Here is a 19707-nt window from a genome sequence, read left to right as displayed (position 1 = left end):
TCTTATTTTGTCGGCTCAGATCTATTTCAGTGGCTCTGTAATCGGACGCAGGCCTTCATAGTCAGGCGTGGTTTTGCCCATCCTGGCCGTAAAGGTCTGCAGCATATCGGTTGGCTGGAACATGCCCGCCTGCCAGGTAGCCATCATCGTCAGGCTGTCGGCGACACTGTGATCACGGGCATAGTTCATCATCTGCTTAGTACCGGTGACGGCAAGCGGCGAACGTGCTGCGATTTGCCGTGCGATCTGCATCACCTCGGCCAGCATCGCTTGCTGATCGTCAAAGACCCGGTTTACCAGGCCTGACTGCTGCGCTTCAGCCGCAGGCATCTTGCGTGCGGTATAGGCCAGTTCACGCGCCAGCCCTGGCGCAATCAGTCGCGGCAGGCGCTGCAACGTACCAAGGTCAGCAGCCAGTCCTAATTCGGTTTCCTTCACCTGAAAATAGGCATCCGCTGTGCAGTAACGCATATCCGCAGCGCAGACCATATCAACAGCACCACCGATACAGCCTCCCTGAATGGCGGTAATCACCGGCATCCGCACCTCCTCCAAGACGTTAAAGCAGGCTTGTAGCTGCTGTACCAGGCGACGCATGGCTTCTGCCTGCCGGCCACGTTCGCCCTGAAACAGGGTTGGGTTCGGATTTGTGAAAATATCCAGATCCATACCTGCGCTGAAGTGCTTGCCGGTTGAGCTGATCACGATGACCCGCGCTTCAGCCGCTTCATCAATGCGGCGGATCACCGCGGGCAAGTCGCGCCAGAATGCCCGATCCATCGAGTTATAGGCATCCGGCCGACTGAGCTGCAGATGTGCGATATACCCTTCCTGGGTCAGGCTGAAGTTGGCGTAGCTCATATATTGTCCTCACATTACTCATCCGTTGATCGATCAGCTTTCATCCAGAGCAAATCCCCATAAAAACGCACTGATATCGCGAACCTACCGATCTTGACAGTGTCAAGTTATTACTCATTCTTGACGCTGTCAAGATCGATTGTTAGATTCCGCCCATGAACCAGACCAAGAAGCACTACCATCATGGCGACCTGCGCCAGACATTACTGGACACGGCCACCGCCATCATCAGCGAAGGCGGCGTCGATGCCCTGTCGATGCGTAAGCTGGCCGACCATGTCGGCGTATCCCGTACCGCGCCCTACCACCACTTCAAGGATAAGAACGCACTGCTGTGTGCCATTGCCGAAGCGGGGTTCAAGCAGCACTTTGAAGTCGTCAGCCTGCTGCCACAGCAACATCCGCAGCTGGATAAACACGCGCTGTTTGAGCTGTATGTGCTGAGTTATATCCGCTTTGCCGACAGCAACCCGGAAACCTACGACCTGATGTTCGGCAAGGAGATCTGGAAGCTGGGCCAGCCCTCTGAAGCCCTGCATGCAACCTCACGCCAGTGCTTCCAGCACTGGCTGGAGTGGATTGAAGTCCTGCAGACCGAGAAGGTACTGACCGACCAACACCCGACACTGCGTGTAGCCCAGGCCAGCTGGGCCACCCTGCACGGTCTCTGCAGGTTGCTGAATGACGGTATCTACGTAAACAGGGATGATCTGGAAGAGATGGGCAAAACCGCCGCGGCGATGCTGCTAAAGAGTCCGGCTGGTGCGGATTAGCGACGGCGCACCTGGCAGGTGCCGGAGGGGCCTGCGGCACAGGACAGGCAAAGAAAAGCCCGCGGGGGTTAACCGGCGGGCTTTCTGATTGAACGGCTGCCGTTAAAGCAGCCGGGATAGTTAATTCTGTTAGCCGTAGACGCGCAGGATGCGCGGCGTCAGGCAGGTCATCATGGTGTAGGGGATAGTGTCGCACCAGCCGGCTACTTCATTGATGGAGAGGTTATCACCAAAGAACTCCACTTCGGCACCCACTTCAGCGTTTGGCACATCGGTCAGGTCGACGGTAATCATATCCATTGAGACACGGCCGATAATCGAGGTGCGTACGCCGTTTACCAGAACCGGGGTACCGTTCTTGGCATGACGCGGGTAACCATCGCCATAGCCCATGGCCACGGTACCGATACGGCTGGTTTTCTCAGCCGTCCAGGTGGCAGAGTAGCCAACAGATTCACCGGCCTCAATCTCACGCACCGCGATCACTTCCGACAGCAGGCTCATAGCCGGCTTCAGCCTGGCGGCATTCTCCTGGCTCTCGGTAAAAGGTGAAGCGCCATACATCATCAGGCCGGGACGCAGGATATTACCGCGTGCCTGAGGCCAGCCCAGCGTAGCCGGTGAGTTGGCGATACTGACTTCGCCATCCAGACCTTCCGTTGCCCTGGCAAACACCTCAACCTGACGCAGGGTGGTCTGATCAGAGAGGTCATCGGCACTGGAGAAGTGGGACATCATCACCACCTCTTTCACCTGCGGCAGCGCCTGCAGACGCTGGTACGCAGCAGCATAGTTTTCCGGTAATACACCCAGGCGGTGCATACCGGAGTCCATCTTCAGCCAGACAGTCAGTTCACTGTCATCTGGCAACTGCGCCAGCTGGTCGATCTGGAATTCGCTGTGGATAGCGGTCCAGAAATTCTGCTCGACGAGCTGTGGCAGTTCAGACGGATCAAAGAAGCCCTCAAGCAACAGCACCGGCTTCTGGATACCGCCGTCACGAAGAATAATCGCTTCCTCGATACAGGCGACCCCAAATGCATCAACCTCCGGCTCCAGATACTCTGCTACCCGCACGGCACCGTGGCCGTAAGCATCCGCTTTTACGATCGCCACCGCGCGATTCTCCGGTGCCAGAGAACGCGCCAGGCGATAGTTATCCCGGATAGCTTCAAGATTGATGACTGCACGTGCTTTACGACTCACTGAGGGCTTCTCCTTATATCAGGCGATTACTCGCCAACAACCATAATGGCTTCAATTTCTACATCGACATCTTTCGGCAGCTGCTTAACGGCGTAAGCGGCACGCGCCGGATATGGCTCGCTGAAGTAACGCATCATCACTTCGTTAACCACACCGAAGTTCGCCAGGTCAGACAGCAGCACGGTGACTTTAACGAAGTCAGACAGGGAACCACCGGAGGCTTCGGCAATCGCAGACAGGTTTTCAAATACCTGAACCGCCTGAGCTTCAAAGCCACCTTCAACGACTTCCATCGTCTTAGGGTCCAGCGGGATCTGACCAGAGATGTATACGGTGTTTCCTGCTTTAACAGCCTGAGAATAAGGACCAATTGCAGAAGGCGCGTTCTCAGTGCTGATGATACTTTTGTTCATTGTTTTATCCTGTAGAAAACAGTTTGTTGAGTTACAGGGCGCTGCTCTAACTTATAGACAGCTTAAAGACCGCTTAGTAGGGCCTGTTCACCCCATTTGAAGGAACCAGTCGTCAGTCGACTGACTATCCACAGATTCTGAAATAAATCAACGCGTGCGTCCCTTCTTCTACGCTTCGGGACGGTCACAGACAAGGCTTAAAAAAGCGGGGCTTACGCCCCGTAAAACACAAGAAGCCTTTAATTCATTCAAGATCAGCTATAGCGTTCGACACCCAGCCCTTCAGTATCGATATCCGTCTTCTTACCGCAGATCAGGTCGGATACGACGCGGCCTGATCCGGTGGCCATGGTCCAGCCCAGAGTGCCGTGTCCGGTATTCAGGTAGAGGCTCTTATAGCGGGTACCACCCAGAATAGGCGTGCCATCCGGAGTCATCGGACGCAGCCCGCACCAGAACTCGGCCTGCTCCAGATCGCCCCCGCCGCCAAACAGATCGGAAACGACAAAGTCCACATTGGCGCGGCGTTTTTCCGGGCGCTCCAGGTCATAGCTGGTAATCTCGGCAGTCCCGCCGACCCGGATACGATCCTTAAAACGGGTAATAGCGATCTTGTAGGTCTCATCCATCACAGTAGAGACCGGCGCCCGGCTTTCATCCAGCAACGGCAGGGTCAGGGAGTAGCCCTTGATCGGATAAACCGGCACCTTGATCCCGACCTGGGAGAGCAGCAGCGGGCTGTAGCTGCCCATCGCGACCAGATAACGGTCGGCCGTGATCCGCCCGGCGGAGGTATCAACGCCCACCACATCATCGCCTTCAACCACCAGGTTATTGATATCGGTATTGAACTTAAAGGTCACACCCAGCGCTTCGCACTCGCGCGCCAGGGCGGTAGTAAACTTGTAGCAGTCACCGGTTTCGTCGCCCGGCAGGCGCAGACCACCGACAATCTTCTCCTTAACGTGAGCGAGCGCAGGTTCGGCGGCAATACAATCCGCCTGACTCATCACCTGGTAATCGACACCGCATTCGTCCAGAATCTGCTGATCATTGAGCGAGGAAGCGACCTGCTTTTCGCTGCGGAACAGCTGCAAGGTGCCCTGCTGGCGCTGATCGTAATCAATATCTAAACTGTTACGCAGATCGACCAGACAATCACGGCTGTATTCGGCAACGCGCAACATGCGGGATTTGTTAACCCGGTAAGCCGCTTCGCTGCAGTTGGACAGCATTTTCAGCATCCACTTGTACATAGCGGGATCGAGTTTAGGCTGGATAGCCAGCGGAGCCAGGTCCTGCATCAGCCATTTGACTGCCTTAGCAGGTACACCGGGCGCAGCCCAGGGAGCAGAATAACCAGGAGAAACCTGACCGGCATTGGCAAAGCTGGTTTCCAGCGCAGCCGACGGCTGACGGTCAATCACTGTGACCTCATGCCCTTCCTTAGCCAGATACCAGGCACTGGTTACACCGACCACCCCACTTCCCAGAATAACGATTCGCATCATTTCACCCTAATTTATTTTTAGATTGGCGACGACATTAATCGCTATTCTAAGCAACAAAATGCAAAATATTTTTTTGTATTTTTTTTGAATAAAGGTGATAATTCTTGCGATATGAACCAATCAGGGATTTTTTATGGCTACCCACCATAACCCATTGAAGAAGCGCAAGTTCGACCGTATCGATCGGAATATTCTGCGCATATTGCAGCGTGAGGGACGAATCTCCTACACCGAGCTGGCTGACCGGGTCGGCCTGTCGACAACGCCTTGCATGGAGCGCGTAAAGCGTCTTGAGAAAGATGGCGTGATAGAGGGCTATCACGCCCATATCAACCCAGTGGCGCTGGATTACAATATGCTGGTGTTTGTTGAGATCTCTCTCTCCTACCAGAGCCCGGACGCCTTTGAGCGCTTTAATGCCGCCGTGGCACAGCTGCCTTATATACTGGAATGCCACCTGGTGTCCGGTGATGCGGACTACCTGATCAAAGCACGCATCAGTGATATGTCCCAGTACCGTGAGCTACTGGGCGATATTCTGCTGACCCTTCCCGGTGTTAAGAACTCCAAGAGTTACATCGTTATGGAAGAAGTGAAGGAATCTCACGAACTGCCGATCAACGAGCGCTGAATCATCAGCGCGGGTCCCGTACAGCCTCTTTCAACAGCCAGTTTTTCAAGCGCTGAACAGAGGGGCTGTTTCTTACGGCATGAGGTATCAGCAGGTAGTAACTGCTCTCCGACTCAATCGCAGGCAATGGAGCCACCAGCCGCCCCGTCTCAAGTTCCTCTTCCACCAGTGAACGACGCGCCAGGGCAATGCCTAAGCCAGCCGAGGCGGCCGCTATCGCCATATCAACCCGGTTAAAGTAGTGGCCGCTGGCACTGTTTACCGCACCCAGCCCGGATTTATCCAGCCAGAAGCGCCACTCGGCATCGCGCGCAGCATCCGGCCAGGGCAGGGCATCGTGCAGTAGGTTAACCTGCTGCCAGCAGGCAGAATCCTGCCAGTCGATCTCCGGCTGGTAATCGGGGCTCATCACCGGAATCAGCGACTCCCCCATAAAGCGCACCGCCTCAAAACCCGGATAGCTGCCAAAGCCGTAGTTAATCGCCACGTCAAAGTCGCCCGCTTCCAGATCCAGCAGGGCCGCATCCGCAAAGGTTTCTACCCGGATCTCCGGATATTCGGCATGAAATGCCTGCAGACGGGGAATCAGCCATTTAAAGACGAAAGAAGGCGTCGATTTCAGCCTGACCTCCTCACTGCCCTGCTGACTGAAACTGTCGATCACTTTTTCGATCGACTGCAGCGACTGTTGCGTTACCGTGAGCAATTCCTGCGCCTGCGCCGTTAAGGCAATCCCACGCGAGCGGCGCACAAACAGTTCGATCCCCAGTGATTCCTCAAGCTTCCTGATCTGCTGACTGACAGCGCCGGTGGTGACACAGAGCTCTTTCGCAGCATCCGTAAAACTGCGCAGCCGGGCAGCGGCTTCAAAGGTTTTCAATGCGGCCAGTGTTTGTGCTTTCAGTTTCATCGCAAACCACCTGTGGAAATAGCGCTGTCACAACCGCTCTGTGGCCATTAAAAAACGCTGGTAAGGGTAATCTGGCATAAGTTTACTGAACAGTGGCGGCGCTGTGATATCAGCAATCACACGTAGAAACAGCCAGTCCGGCGGCCGTTCGACAGTCGCTGCACAAGGCGCCAGCGTATAAATGAGAGCAACCGACACTTTAGCCAGGCTATAGCGCTGTTGACCAACTATCGTTTGTCCCCTGCCCCGCCCTAAAGCCAGAATGGCCGGGAAGTTGATTCAAGACGTCCTATAACAACAATCACCGGAGAGACCTGATGAGCTTACTGTCCCTGAGCACCGAAGAGCAGCAGGCGCTGCGCAGCAACAGCCCCCTGCTTTGGCTTAATCCACGCCTTGGCGACCAGAACGCCTCGCCAAGCCAGCCTGCCCTCGCCGGGATAGATGATGCAGAGGCGCGCCTGCTTCGCTTTGCGCCATTGCTGAGCGATCTGTTTCCCGAACTGCGGGCCTCAGAGGGGCTGATCGAATCTCCATTATTAGAAACAAGTTTCTTAAACGAAACTATAGACACCAAGGGTGGACGCCTGCTGCTGAAAGCCGACCACAGCCTGCCGGTCGCCGGTTCGATTAAAGCCCGTGGCGGCATCCACGAAGTACTCTGCCTGGCGGAAGAACTGGCCTTGCAGGCTCAGTTGATCAGTAGTACCACTGACGACTATCGGAAACTTGGCCGCGATGCAGCACGCCAGCTATTCGCAAGCCACAACCTGGCAGTCGGCAGCACCGGCAACCTGGGCCTGAGCATCGGCATTATCGGCGCTGCGCTAGGCTTCAGCACCAGCGTACATATGTCCAGCGATGCCAAGGAATGGAAAAAACAACGCCTGAGAAATCGCGGCGTTACAGTAGTAGAACATGATGCCGACTACGGTGCCGCGGTGGCTGCAGGCCGCGCCCAGTCTGATGCCAACCCGCGTAGCTACTTCGTGGACGACGAGAACTCACCACGCCTGTTCATGGGGTATGCGGTCGCGGCCCGACGCCTGCAGCAACAACTGGAAAGCGCCAGGATTCCGGTGGATGCCGCGCACCCGCTGTTTGTCTACCTACCCGCCGGCGTTGGCGGTGCGCCGGGCGGTATCACTTTTGGCCTGAAGCAGCTGTTTGGCGAGCATGTGCACTGCTTCTTTGCCGAACCCACCCAGGCGCCCTGCATGATGCTGGGACTTGCCGGCGAACCCGGCAGCACACCAATACCGGTGTATGATTTCGGCCTCAGCATTGCTACCGATGCCGACGGCCTGGCTGTCGGCACAGCGGCGCAATGGGTCTGCGATTCGGTGCGTCACCAGGTCTCGGGCGTGTACACGGTGGCGGATCACAGCCTCTACCGCTCACTGCTGGCACTGAAAGAACGGGAAAACATTGAAGTCGAGCCTTCTGCGGCGGCAGGCTGCTCAGGGCCAGCTATGCTCAATACTGATGCCGGGCAGCGTTATCTGCAGCAGCAGGGGCTTATCGGACAGGAAAACCGGATCACTCACCTGATCTGGACCACCGGTGGCTCACTGGTGCCAGAACAGGAGTATCAGCACTATCTCGAGCAGGCTATTAAAAATACTATTTGAAAAATTTCTCAAATAACTATAGCTTTCACTATCAGAAACTATGACTCACTTAAGAAACTTATGTTCTAAAGTAGATTTTGGTTTCCTACATAAGTCCCTGTGAAACAATTCACAGACAGCGATCGAAGGCCCACAAGGCCTTCTCCGCATATAAAAATAACAAGGGGAGGTTCCTTAAATGGAAGCGATAAGTTCCTTTATCGGTACGATTAACGGCATCGTCTGGGGTGCCCCAATGCTGATCGCCATTCTTGGTGTTGGCTTCTTTCTGAGCATCGGCTTACGCCTGATGCCTATCCTAAAGCTTGGTACTGGCTTCAAACTGTTGTGGGGCGGCCGTAAGGCGGGCTCTGACGAAGAAGACAACGGTGAGATTCCACCGTATCAGGCTCTGATGACCGCAATGTCCGCGACTGTGGGTACCGGTAACATCGCAGGTGTAGCTACCGCTGTATTCCTCGGGGGCCCGGGCGCCCTGTTCTGGATGTGGCTGACTGCTCTGGTAGGTATGGCTACCAAATATTCCGAGGCCGTACTGGCCGTTAAATACCGTGAAGTCGATGAAGAGGGTAACCACGTTGGTGGCCCGATGTACTACATCAAAAACGGTCTGGGCAAAAAGTGGGCCTGGCTGGGTACTGCGTTCGCCGTCTTCGGTGCGGTGGCAGGCTTCGGTATCGGTAACACGGTACAGTCCAACTCCATCGCTCAGGTCATTGAAGCGAATTTCTCCGTCCCTGCTTATGTAACTGGCCTTGTTGCTATGGTACTGGTGGGTGCGGTACTGATTGGCGGTATCAAGCGTATCGGTTCTGTTGCTGGTGCTCTGGTGCCTCTGATGGCGGTTGCTTACATCGTTTCCGGCCTGGTGGTTCTGAGCATCAACGCTGACCAGATTGGTCCTGCGTTCGCCCTGATCATCGACAGTGCCTTCACCGGTCATGCAGCTGAAGGCGGTTTCGCCGGTGCAGCCGTATGGGCAGCGATCCGTTTCGGTGTGGCCCGTGGTGTCTTCTCCAACGAAGCCGGCCTGGGTTCTGCACCTATCGCTCATGCTGCCGCGCAGACTAAAGATCCTGTCCGTCAGGGCCTGATTGCGATGCTGGGTACCTTCCTGGATACCATCATCGTTTGTACTATCACCGGTCTGGTGATCGTATCCTCCGGTCTCTGGACCAGCGGTGAATCCGGTGCGGCCCTGACCTCTGCCGCCTTCGCAGCAGCACTGCCGGGTGTCGGTAACTATCTGGTGGCTATCTCTCTGGCTATCTTCGCCTTCACCACTATTATCGGCTGGTCTTTCTACGGCGAACGCTGTATCGAATTCCTGTTCGGTGTGAAAGCGATTAAACCGTACCGCGTGCTGTGGATCCTGGCGGTATTCTTCGGCGCGACTCTGAGCCTGGATTTCGTATGGCTGGTAGCCGACACGCTGAACGCGATGATGGCACTGCCTAACCTGATCGCCTTGGCACTGCTGAGCCCGGTTGTATTCTCGCTGACCCGCGAATACTTCGCTCGCCAGTCCGGACAGGCGGCACCCCAGAACAAATAACCTGCTCTGAAGTGTTTCAGCCCGGCTGAAGCGCTGCTGTAAAAGAAGTAGCAAAAGACGCAAAGACCCCTGCTCCGGCAGGGGTCTTTGCGTTTATCCACCGGCCGGAAAACCCCTGTCGGGTTTTCAGTTTGATTTCAGACAAAACGCCTAGTATGAATGCGTCCGGGTAAGCCTCCCCACAGGCCTGCTCGGATATGAGATGTTCCCATCTCTGCTTTCCCAGCCGCCTGCCCTCAGGCGGCTCCCTCCTCTCCCTTTTTCTCGGCCAATAGCGCTATCGAATCGGTGCTCGGCTGCCTATAATGGCCCGCTATTTGTCGATCGGAATCCCATAGATGCAACGCGCAGATCTGCTACTGGTAGAACAGGGTCTGGCCCAGTCCCGCACCCATGCCCAACGCCTGCTTAAGGCCGGCAAAGTCAAATACCGCCAGGGCACGCAATGGCTGCCCCTGAGCAAGCCCGGCCTGAAGCTGGACCCCGATACCGAGTTCGAAGTCACACCGGATGAAGCTGATCGCTACGCCTCTCGTGGTGCGCTCAAGCTGCTGAAGGCCCTGCAGTATCTCGGGCTGGATCTTCAGCACAAAGTCGCCATTGATGTAGGGCAATCCACCGGCGGCTTTACCGACTGCCTGCTGCAGTCCGGAGCGGCCCGGGTGGTGGGGATCGAGGTTGGCCATGACCAGTTGATTGATCGTCTGCGCAATGATCCGCGCGTAACCTGCCATGAAGGAGTGAACGGCCGCGATATGCCGATCGAGCAGCTGCGTGCAGAGAGTGGCGGTAACGGCTTTGACCTGGCCGTGATGGATGTCTCCTTTATCTCCCAGACCAAGATTCTGCCCGGCCTTGCCCAGCTGATCGCCGACCAAGGCTACCTGATCAGCCTGGTTAAGCCGCAGTTTGAAGTCGGTAAGGAGGGCATCGGCCGTGGGGGGATTGTGCGCGATAGCAGCCTCTATCCGGTGGTGGAGAAGAATATCCGCCAGTGCTGCACAGAACTTGGCCTGAAGGTGGAGGCCTGGTTTGAAAGCCCGATCAAGGGCGGCGATGGGAATACCGAGTTCCTGATCATCGCTGTCAAACAACCATGAAGATCGAAAAGAAGATCAGCGTCTGCGAGAAAGTCCCGGCTGCAGAACTGCTTGCCAGTGAAACCGGCCTGCCCAAGGGACGCATTAAAGACGCAATGAACAAAGGCGCAGTGGTTCATCAGCGCGGCCGGCAACGTAAGTTCCTGCGGCGTGCCACCGGTCAGCTCCTGCCCGGCGACAGGGTCGAGATCCATTACGATGAACAGATTCTGGCACAACAGCCCCCTCCCCTGATACTGGTGGAAGACCGGCACGACTACAGCATCTGGCACAAAGCGGCCGGCATGCTGTCCCAAAGCAGCCCCTGGGGCGACCACAACTCGGTTCTGCGCCAGGCCGAACTGCAACTGAGCCCCAGGCGAGACTGTCTGTCTGTACACCGGCTGGACCGGGAAACCGAGGGCCTGATCATCGTGGCCCACAACGGTAAGGCTGCGGCAGCCCTGTGCCGGATGTTCCAGCAACACCGGGTCGGTAAGTATTACCGAGCGCTGGTTAAAGGCAGGACTGGGCTAGAAGGCCGGATCGAGCGCAAGCTAGACGGCAAGGCGGCCTCGACCCGCTTTGAGCGCCTGAGTTACGATGACGACAATGATTGCAGCCTGCTGGATATTCGCCTCGACAGCGGCCGTAAACACCAGATCAGACGTCACCTGGCTGACGCCGGGCATCCGCTGCTGGGCGATCCCCGCTACGGCAAAGGCAATAAGAACACCGCAGGGCTGCAGCTGGTGGCTTACCGCCTGAGCTTCATCTGCCCGTTAACAGCGCGGAATGTCGACGTTAAGATAGAGACACTGCTCAGTTAGGAAGACGCTATGTATATCGAAATGACCGACCTGGTATGGCTTTGCCTGATGATGCTCACCGGCTACCACTGGTGGCGGGCGCAGAAGGTTAAGGAACTGGCCCTGCGCCATACCCGCCGCCACTGCGAAGAGATGGAAGTGCAGCTACTGGACGACAGTATCGGCCTGCGCGGTTTCTGGCTGAAGCGCGATGACAGTGGCCAGCTGCGGTTCTGGCGTTCCTATAACTTTGAGTTTACCGCCACCGGTGATGACCGCTTTCAGGGGCGCACCATCATGCTGGGGGAAAAACTCAGTACCATACAACTCGGCGCATACCGCATTTAAGGCTCAGACAATGCAGATATCAGAACCCCACTCCAGCAATCAACCCGCTTACGGTAGCGGCGACACCTCCTTTCAGGCTGCGGGAGGCGAAGACGGTATTCGCCGCCTGGTCGATGCATTCTACGATCAGATGGAGCAACTGCCCCAGGCATCGAAAATAAGAGCGATGCACCCGACCCAGCTCAACGAATCGCGCGATAAGCTGGCGCGCTTCCTGTGCGGTTGGCTCGGAGGGCCTAAACTGTATCGCGAGAAGTATGGCCCGATACGCATTCCCGCTGCTCACAGCCATATCGATATTGGTATCGAAGAAAGGGATGCCTGGTTACTGTGCATGGAGAAAGCCCTGCAAAGCCAGCCGTATGCCGACGGGTTTAAAAGTTACCTGATGGAACAGCTATTTGTCCCGGCGGAGCGTTGTCGTAACCGGGACTAGAAGGAGTCTGGCAATGAGCGAACTCAGCAATATCCGTTTAATGGCCCGCTACAACCAGTGGATGAATGAGACCCTGTTTGATGTCTGTGAAAGCCTGCCGCAGGAGGTACTGGATCAGGATCAGGGGGCTTACTTCCACTCTATTTCAGGCACCCTGAATCATCTGCTGGCAGGCGATAAGATCTGGCTGAAACGTTTCAGCCAGCACCCGGCACAGTTTCAGGCCCTGCAGCCCCTCGCCAGCGTAGCAGCGCCGCAATCCCTTAACGAGATTGCATTCAGTGATCTTGAAAGCCTGCGGATAGAGCGGGAGCTGATCGACAGCTTAATCCTTGAGTGGTGTGAAGAGCTGACTGAAGCCGACCTGGATGTGCCGCTTCACTACGCCAATATGAAAGGCGTTGAGTCGGTGAAACGCTTCGGCATGCTATTGCAGCACTTTTTCAACCATCAGACCCACCATCGCGGTCAGGTCACTACTCTGCTCTCCCAGCAACAGATCGATGTCGGCATTACCGACCTGCTGATGCTGATCCCTGACATACAGGATATGTAGCCGGGTACCGCCCTGTAACGACTGCTGTCATCAGCATCCACAGGGCGGACTTGTGTGGGTTATACGTGCTTTCAGCCTGACGCGACAAAGCCCTCAGGAGGAGCAGGTCAGGCAGATAGCTGCCGCCCACTGAGGAGGAGCCTTGCAATAACGCTCATCGCCTGCGACCTCTGCAAATGGATCACGTAACAGCCCCATCAGTTGACTGACCGGCTCAAAGTCCCCCTCATGCGCAGCCCGGATCGCCTCTTCCGCCATATAATTACGCAGGATCAGGCGCGGATTTACCGCCAGCATCGCTGCTTTACGTTCAGCCTCGGAGCACTGCTCCTGCATCAGGCGTTGGCGATAGAGGCGCAGCCAGTCACTTAGCGCCGAAGGCGTACTAATTAGCCCGAACAGCGGCTCCAGCGATGGCTCACTGTCATCGAAATAGCTGAGCTGCCGGAAGAAGCGGGTCATATCCACCTGCTGCGCCGTGAACAGCGTTTTCAGCTGTTCAAGCAATGACCGGTCACCTTCGTGCTCCTGCTGAAGTCCCAGACGGCGGCGCATCAGCGTCAGCTCAGCGGCCTGATACAGGCCGGGAAAGCGCTCTAGCTCAGCTTCAAGGTACTCCCGCGGGATCAGCGGCAGCAGAGCCTGGGCCAGGCAAGCCAGATTCCACTGCACGATGGCAGGCTGTCGGGCAAACGCATAACGCGCCTGATCATCGTTATGGTTGCTGACCAAGTCCGGGTTATAGCTGTCCATAAAGCTGAACGGGCCGTAATCGAAGGTCTCACCCAACAGGGACATATTATCGGTATTCAGTACCGCATGAACGAAGCCATAGCACTGCCACTGTGCAACCAGAGAGGCACTGCGCTGCAGTACTTCGGAGAACATCGCGGCATAGGGGTTTTCGGCTTGCTGCAGCGAGGGGAAATAGCGCTCAATGGCATAGTCGGCCAGCAGCTTGAGGTCTTCATGGCGTTTGCTGTAGTAAAGCCACTCAAAGTGCCCGAAACGGATATGGCAACGCGTTACCCGCAGCACCGCCGCGCAGGGCTCCATCATCCCCTCTCGCATCACCTGGTCCCGGCTGCCGACCAGGGACAAGGCCCGGGTCGTCGGAATACCAAGCCCATGCATCGCTTCGCTGATCAGGTATTCACGGATACTGGAGCGCAGCACTGCCCGGCCGTCGCCAAAGCGGGAAAACGCCGTCTTACCGGCCCCTTTGAGATGCAGGTCCCAGCGCTCGCCCTGACTGTTCAGCACTTCGCCCAGCAACAGCCCCCGGCCATCACCCAGGTCCGGGTTATAGTAGCCAAACTGATGCCCGGTATATTTCATCGCCAGCGGCTCGCTGCCCGGCAGCAGCCCCTCTCCACCAAAATAGTATGCCAGCGCCTCCGGCTGAGCCTGACAGGGATCCAGATCCAGCAACTTGGCAACTTCCGGGTTAAAACTGATCAGAAACGGATCAGTAAGGGGTTCCGGTTGCTTGGGCTGGAAAAAGTGGGCTGGAAAATCCGTATAGCTGTTGTCAAAATTCAGCTCTTCCAGTGTGTGAAGCGAAGCACTCATAATATCTCCTGTAGACAGGCTATACCCTAGCAAATTACTCAGGTAATAACAGCCTGAAATGATCATCAGCGCAGTCGGAGCAACAAGATGGCAAACCAGGAACACCAGCAGCGCTTCTGGCAGGTGGTCGCCCAGATCCCTTATGGCAAAGTCGCCTCCTATGGTCAGGTTGCCGAACTTGCCGGCCTGCCCGGGCTGGCGCGAGCAGTAGGCCGCACCATGAGCCGGCTACCGAAAGACACCAGCCTGCCCTGGCACCGGGTGATTAATGCACAGGGCAGAATCTCCTTTCCGATCGACAGTGACGGCTATAAACGCCAGCGCGAACGGCTGGAAGCGGAAGGGATCAGCCTGATCAATGGCAGGGTTCAGATGAAACACTATCGCTGGGATGGCCTGGCGGAATAACGGTGCGCTGACAGGGCAGATTCCCGGGCTTCTGCTACACCTTTAAGAAGCGGATTTTTGATGCCCTCCACCCGGGAGAACCGTTATGAAGCGAATATCTGTACTGTCAGGCCTGCTGCTATACCTCTGCCTGCCCGCCGCTGCAGCCGCCGATGAAGTTAAGCAGGTGATCGGTGAAGCCATTGAGGCTTATGAAGAGGAGGCGTATGGCGAAGCGATAGAGAGCCTGAACTATGCCACCCAGCTGCTACAGAAGCTGAAAACCAATACCTTGTCCGCCTTTCTGCCACCTGCCCCCGATGGCTGGGAGAAGGGAAAGAGTGAGGACAACGAATTCGTTGCCATGGGCAAGATGTTCGGCGGCAGCAGTGGCAGTATCGCGGCAGCTCGCTACACCCAGGGCAGTAAGCAGATTGAGCTGAGTCTCGCCGCCGATTCTCCATTGATAAATCAGTACGGCGCCATTCTGGCCAACCCGGCTCTGGCCCAGGCATCAGGCCAGGGAGAAGTTATACGCATAAAGCGCAGCAATGCATTGGTGACAGAGAAAGAGATTACCATGATGTACAGCGGGCGTTTCCTGATCCGGGCCAGCTTCAGCAAAACGCCGAAAGAGGAAGTGATCAGCCTGATCAGACAGATCGACTTCCCGGGCCTCAAAAAGTTCTGAGGCACTTGCTAAGTCCCCGCCAGAGATCTCCGGCAGGGACCCAGGCTATCTAGCGCGCTCCCGACAACAGCGTTCACGCTCAGACAGCGCGGCTTTGTTCTCATCGTTCAGATCGTCGTCTGGTACGACGATACGGCCGTTTTCAAAACGCAGGCCGATATCTTTCAGGGTTGCAGCATCAAGCTGCCGCAACTCGGCGTAAGACTGGCGGCGCTGCATAACTTCGTTCAGACGGCGGTAAACAGCCAGAATAAGGGACAGGATAGTCATTTTCGTTTCTCCATAGGTTAGCCGGAGGCAACTGGCGCGGAGAAAGTGAGAGTGTCGTATTCGCCGCGGAGAGAAGGCCGCGGCTGGGTTGATTAACCGTTCAGCACACGGACAGGCAGGAGCGCGCAGGCACATGAGTGCGCGCGTGATTGATAATATTCTTATACGACATGTACGAGAGCATCATCTGCCAGTCCATATTCTTAAAAAGATAAGTGAAGAGACATTTCACGCCAAAACCGCTCATCAGGTCAACCGAAGAACCGCCAAGAATCGAAAATTAGGAAGAATTCCTAGTCCGGACCACAGCCCGGGCACATCAAATGCACCCGGGGCTGTTGCGATCAGGCCGTTTCCGCGCTTTTCGGGCTGAAGCGCCCCAGCAGCGCAAACAACAGCAACACGCTCAGCGTCGGCAGCACCCAGGCCATACCGGTATCAAACAACGGCAGGAAGGCCAGCGTCTGCAGTGACAATCCCGCCACTTTCAGTCCTTCCAGCAGACCAAATGCGGCAGAAACCAGTAATACCACCGTCAGCGCGAGTCGCGGCCGGGCCATCAGGCCGGATGCCAGGCTGAACAGAATCAGCGCGATGGCGATCGGATAAACCGCAACCAGTAAAGGAATGCTCAGGCTGATTAACTGACTCAGGTCCAGGTTCGCGACCGCCACACAGGCAACAGAGTTAATCATTACAAAATGGCTGTAGCTAAGTGATTTGGTCAGGCTGGAGAAATAGTCGGAGCATGCACTCAGAAGACCCACTGCCGTTGTCAGGCAGGCCAGCGTGATGACGGCGGCCAGCACAAGCATTCCCGGCATCCCGAAGCGGGATTCCACGTAGGCAGTCAGAATCTGGCCACCATTGGCAGCATCGGCGGCCAGAGAGCCATAACCCGCGCCCAGCATAAACAGTGAGATATAGACAAACGCCAGTCCGGCCGCCGCGATCACTGCCGCGATCACCAGATAGCGGTACTGTGCCGCCGCCGTGGTTACCCCTTTCTTTTTCAGCAGGTCGATAATCAGCATACCGAACATGATCGAAGCCAGGGCATCCATGGTGTTATAGCCTTCGACGAAGCCCTCGGCATAAGCGCCTTCGGCATACTTGCCGGCAGCCGTACCCCAGTCAGCGGCATCACCGGAAAACACCGACACCGCCAGTACCCCGAGCAGCAGGATCAGCACGGGAGTAAGGATCTTACCTACCGAATCCATCAGCTTTCCGGGAAACAGCGCCAGCAACATGGCAATGCTAAAAAACAGCACAGAGTAGAACAGCTGGCCGCCGCCGTCCGGCGCCATAAATGGCTGTACACCCAGCTCGAAAGCCACCAGTGCGGTGCGGGGGGCTGCGATCAACGGACCGATGATAATAAAGATAGATACAGCAATCAGGGCACCGATCCAGCCCGGCAGAACGCGGGTCATGGTCGGAATGCCGCCACCGGCTTTCGCTACCGCAAACAGACCAAGTAACGGCAAGCCCACTGCGGTTGTCAAAAACCCGGCCATAGCAGGAATCACCTGATCGCCGGCCAGTAACCCCGCCAGGGGTGGAAAAATAATATTGCCCGCGCCGAGAAAAAACGCAAAGGTCATAAAACCAAGGCCGAAGATATCGGCGTTGTTAAGTCTGGTATTCACACCTGCTCTCTTAAGTAAAAACGGCTGAGAAACGGAGCAACACTCCGCTTGAAGGCGCGATGTAATACCAGTATCGTCGCTTGTGAGCAACAGGAGTCGCAAATAAACCTGAACTTTGGTCGAATCAGTTAAACTCGCCCGGCCGCACAATAAAAGATCCGGAGTCAGGCGCTAGACTGCAGGGCCTGCAACCTGATTCCTGAGCTGCGACAGGCACCATACGCCCAGCAGCGGCCCGGGAATCAGCAGCCACATCACCCACTCAACCGGCCACCAGTTCATAGCGAATACGACAACCTGCACCGCCACCACGGTCAGGCTGTATCCCAGGCAGTTAATCAGCGTCAGGGCAGATCCAACAACCCTGGCGGGCGCGTTTTGTGCAGACAGGGCCGAAAACTGCGGCGAATCCGCCACCACGGTAAATCCCCAGACCAGCCAGAACAGTACAACCAGCAGCCAGCCTGACTGCATGACCAGCGGTGACAACAGGCAGCAGAGTCCGGACAGCGCCAACATCAGGCGCGCTACCCCCAGACTGCCATAACGCCCGGACCAGATTCCGCCGGCGATACAGCCCACTCCGCCGGCAGCAATCACCAGAAAACCGTAGAAAGAGAGATTCGGCTCGGCCGCATTCATCTCGGCCCAGCGTGCCAGCCAGAGTGGAGCAATTGCCCAGACGGCATACAGCTCCCACATATGTCCAAAATAGCCTCCCGCCGACAGCCACAGCGGTCGGTGACCGGCGGCGATACGAATATCAGCCAGCGACAGGCCCTTGCCATGGAAAGCTGCAGGTCCATCCGGCACGCCAAGCAGTACCACAACTCCTCCGGCCAGAGACATCAGCCCGACCCCTTCGATCACCCTGCGCCAGTCCACCTCGGCAAAGCTGGATAGCAAGTGTGAGGATGCCGTCCCCATCACCAGCGCCCCGATCAGGTACCCCAGCGCCCTCCCCAACCCCTGCGGATACCAGCCCGCGGCGATTTTCATACCCACCGGATAGATCCCGGCCAGCATCACCCCACCGACAAACCGCAACCAGAGTAACTGGGTCAGGCTCTCCGCCCACCAGGCAATAGCCAGGCTGCAAACCCCGCCGCCAGCCGAGCAGACAAAGAAAAGCCGGGCCGGGGGTATCCGATCTGCCAGCGCCAGCACCGCAAACAGCAGCGCCCCGGCGATAAACCCCAGCTGCACCGAATTAGTCAGAGGCGCTACGGCCTGATCATCCAGCCCCCAGGCCAGCTGCAGATCAGGCAATACGGCATTGCCGGCAAACCAGCCCGATGTCCCCAGAAACTGAGCCAGAACCAGGAGCGGCAGTATATGGCGCGGTCGGGTAGTAGTAGCAGACATCAGCAGGTTCTCAGTGAGAAGAAAAAGAGCACCATTATACGGTCGTGCAGAGATCCGTTCAGCCGGAATAAGCAAGGCCAAGGAACCTCCGGACCCAAGACGGATCGATCCAGTGCCGCCTGACAGTCAGGCACAAAAAAGGGCTGCCGAAGCAGCCCTTTCTGATCTGACCGGTGATTACCAGCCAGTTACTTCTTTCAGCGCATCGCCGATAGAAGCCAGGGAGCGCACAGTCTTAACACCAGCGTCTTCCAGAGCTGCAAACTTCTCGTCAGCAGTACCTTTACCGCCAGAGATGATCGCACCAGCGTGACCCATACGCTTACCAGCAGGTGCAGTAACACCGGCGATGTAAGAGACAACAGGCTTAGTCACGTTAGCTTTGATGTATGCAGCCGCTTCTTCTTCAGCAGAACCACCGATCTCACCGATCATTACGATCGCTTCAGTCTGTGGATCCTTCTCGAACATTTCCAGAATGTCGATGAAGTTAGAACCAGGAATCGGGTCACCACCGATACCTACACAGGTGGACTGACCGAAACCGGCATCAGTAGTCTGCTTAACAGCTTCATACGTCAGAGTACCGGAACGGGAAACGATGCCCACTTTACCTGGCAGGTGGATGTGACCCGGCATGATGCCGATCTTGCACTCACCCGGAGTGATAACGCCCGGGCAGTTAGGACCGATCAGGCGAACGCCCAGCTCGTCACACTTAACTTTACATTCCAGCATATCCATAACCGGGATGTGCTCAGTGATACAAACGATCAGTTTGATACCACCGTTCGCCGCTTCCAGGATGGAATCCTTACAGAAAGGAGCAGGAACGTAGATAACAGATGCTTCAGCGCCAGTTGCTTCAACAGCTTCAGCAACGGTGTTGAATACAGGCAGACCCAGGTGCTCGGAACCACCTTTGCCCGGCGTTACACCACCAACCATCTTGGTGCCGTAAGCGATAGCCTGTTCAGAGTGGAAGGTACCCTGACCACCAGTGAAACCCTGACAGATTACTTTGGTGTCTTTGTTAATCAGAACGGACATG

The 19707-nt window shown here is 56.4% G+C and carries 21 protein-coding genes; 11 read left to right on the top strand and 10 right to left on the bottom strand.

What is annotated here, in order from left to right; all coding sequences use genetic code 11:
- Positions 1-21: 21 nt before the first annotated feature.
- Complete coding sequence (locus Q354_RS0108555; RefSeq protein ID WP_027857243.1) at positions 22-861, bottom strand: crotonase/enoyl-CoA hydratase family protein; 840 nt, start codon at positions 859-861, stop codon at positions 22-24.
- Between the two features lie 155 nt (positions 862-1016).
- Here Q354_RS0108555 and Q354_RS0108550 point away from each other — a divergent pair, with 155 nt between their 5' ends.
- Positions 1017-1634 carry a TetR/AcrR family transcriptional regulator gene (locus Q354_RS0108550; protein WP_027857242.1) on the top strand — a complete coding sequence of 206 codons (618 nt, stop codon included), beginning with the start codon at positions 1017-1019 and terminating at the stop codon, positions 1632-1634.
- A 129-nt stretch (positions 1635-1763) separates the two neighbouring features.
- Here the strand turns inward: Q354_RS0108550 and alr are convergent, their stop codons facing one another.
- The 3 genes from alr to Q354_RS0108535 all read right to left on the bottom strand — a co-directional run bounded on the left by alr (position 1764) and on the right by Q354_RS0108535 (position 4761).
- A complete protein-coding gene (alr, locus tag Q354_RS0108545) occupies positions 1764-2840 on the bottom strand; it encodes an alanine racemase (protein WP_027857241.1) in 1077 nt (358 codons plus the stop codon).
- A gap of 26 nt (positions 2841-2866) precedes the next feature.
- Entirely contained in the window at positions 2867-3253 is a 387-nt protein-coding gene (locus Q354_RS0108540; protein WP_027857240.1) for a RidA family protein, read from the bottom strand.
- 254 nt (positions 3254-3507) lie between these two features.
- Positions 3508-4761 (bottom strand): D-amino acid dehydrogenase, encoded by a 1254-nt coding sequence (locus tag Q354_RS0108535; RefSeq protein WP_027857239.1) that lies wholly within the window; start codon positions 4759-4761, stop codon positions 3508-3510.
- Between the two features lie 136 nt (positions 4762-4897).
- On the opposite strand from Q354_RS0108535, the gene Q354_RS0108530 reads away from it, so the two are divergent.
- Positions 4898-5395, top strand: a complete 498-nt coding sequence (locus Q354_RS0108530; RefSeq protein WP_027857238.1) for an Lrp/AsnC ligand binding domain-containing protein — start codon at positions 4898-4900, stop codon at positions 5393-5395.
- Between the two features lie 4 nt (positions 5396-5399).
- Here the strand turns inward: Q354_RS0108530 and Q354_RS0108525 are convergent, their stop codons facing one another.
- Positions 5400-6305 (bottom strand): LysR substrate-binding domain-containing protein, encoded by a 906-nt coding sequence (locus tag Q354_RS0108525; RefSeq protein WP_027857237.1) that lies wholly within the window; start codon positions 6303-6305, stop codon positions 5400-5402.
- A gap of 317 nt (positions 6306-6622) precedes the next feature.
- On the opposite strand from Q354_RS0108525, the gene Q354_RS0108520 reads away from it, so the two are divergent.
- From Q354_RS0108520 to Q354_RS0108490, 7 genes are all read left to right on the top strand, one after another.
- A complete protein-coding gene (locus Q354_RS0108520; RefSeq protein ID WP_027857236.1) occupies positions 6623-7936 on the top strand; it encodes a D-serine ammonia-lyase in 1314 nt (437 codons plus the stop codon).
- 178 nt (positions 7937-8114) lie between these two features.
- Entirely contained in the window at positions 8115-9491 is a 1377-nt protein-coding gene (locus Q354_RS0108515) for an alanine/glycine:cation symporter family protein (protein WP_027857235.1), read from the top strand.
- A 338-nt stretch (positions 9492-9829) separates the two neighbouring features.
- Entirely contained in the window at positions 9830-10591 is a 762-nt protein-coding gene (locus Q354_RS0108510) for a TlyA family RNA methyltransferase (protein WP_027857234.1), read from the top strand.
- On the top strand, positions 10588-11400 hold the full coding sequence (locus Q354_RS0108505; RefSeq protein WP_027857233.1) for an RluA family pseudouridine synthase: 813 nt from the start codon (positions 10588-10590) through the stop codon (positions 11398-11400). Before Q354_RS0108510 ends, Q354_RS0108505 begins: the two co-directional genes overlap by 4 nt.
- A gap of 9 nt (positions 11401-11409) precedes the next feature.
- On the top strand, positions 11410-11727 hold the full coding sequence (locus Q354_RS0108500) for a DUF3301 domain-containing protein (RefSeq protein ID WP_027857232.1): 318 nt from the start codon (positions 11410-11412) through the stop codon (positions 11725-11727).
- A 10-nt stretch (positions 11728-11737) separates the two neighbouring features.
- Entirely contained in the window at positions 11738-12163 is a 426-nt protein-coding gene (locus tag Q354_RS0108495; RefSeq protein WP_036229043.1) for a group II truncated hemoglobin, read from the top strand.
- 13 nt (positions 12164-12176) lie between these two features.
- Positions 12177-12719, top strand: a complete 543-nt coding sequence (locus tag Q354_RS0108490; protein ID WP_027857230.1) for a DinB family protein — start codon at positions 12177-12179, stop codon at positions 12717-12719.
- A 93-nt stretch (positions 12720-12812) separates the two neighbouring features.
- Here Q354_RS0108490 and Q354_RS0108485 read toward each other — a convergent pair whose 3' ends face one another.
- A complete protein-coding gene (locus Q354_RS0108485) occupies positions 12813-14291 on the bottom strand; it encodes a protein adenylyltransferase SelO (RefSeq protein ID WP_027857229.1) in 1479 nt (492 codons plus the stop codon).
- 87 nt (positions 14292-14378) lie between these two features.
- Between Q354_RS0108485 and Q354_RS0108480 the strand changes: the two genes are divergently transcribed.
- Both Q354_RS0108480 and Q354_RS0108475 read left to right on the top strand, forming a co-directional pair.
- A complete protein-coding gene (locus Q354_RS0108480) occupies positions 14379-14699 on the top strand; it encodes an MGMT family protein (RefSeq protein WP_027857228.1) in 321 nt (106 codons plus the stop codon).
- 85 nt (positions 14700-14784) lie between these two features.
- Positions 14785-15369, top strand: coding sequence for a hypothetical protein (locus Q354_RS0108475; protein WP_027857227.1), 585 nt, complete (start codon positions 14785-14787; stop codon positions 15367-15369).
- A gap of 45 nt (positions 15370-15414) precedes the next feature.
- On the opposite strand, the gene Q354_RS28455 is transcribed toward Q354_RS0108475, so the two are convergent.
- From Q354_RS28455 to sucD, 4 genes are all read right to left on the bottom strand, one after another.
- On the bottom strand, positions 15415-15639 hold the full coding sequence (locus tag Q354_RS28455) for a DUF1127 domain-containing protein (protein WP_027857226.1): 225 nt from the start codon (positions 15637-15639) through the stop codon (positions 15415-15417).
- Positions 15640-15983: 344 nt separating this feature from the next.
- Positions 15984-17291, bottom strand: a complete 1308-nt coding sequence (gene brnQ, locus Q354_RS0108465; RefSeq protein WP_027857225.1) for a branched-chain amino acid transport system II carrier protein — start codon at positions 17289-17291, stop codon at positions 15984-15986.
- A 171-nt stretch (positions 17292-17462) separates the two neighbouring features.
- Positions 17463-18656, bottom strand: coding sequence for an MFS transporter (locus Q354_RS0108460; RefSeq protein ID WP_027857224.1), 1194 nt, complete (start codon positions 18654-18656; stop codon positions 17463-17465).
- A gap of 177 nt (positions 18657-18833) precedes the next feature.
- Positions 18834-19706, bottom strand: a complete 873-nt coding sequence (gene sucD / locus Q354_RS0108455; RefSeq protein WP_027857223.1) for a succinate--CoA ligase subunit alpha — start codon at positions 19704-19706, stop codon at positions 18834-18836.
- Between the last annotated feature and the right edge of the window lies 1 nt (position 19707).

The organism is Marinobacterium jannaschii DSM 6295 (assembly GCF_000620085.1).
GTDB lineage: Bacteria > Pseudomonadota > Gammaproteobacteria > Pseudomonadales > Balneatricaceae > Pontibacterium > Pontibacterium jannaschii.
Note: the sequence above shows the minus strand (reverse complement) of the source record. Positions and strands in the feature narration are given on the sequence as shown.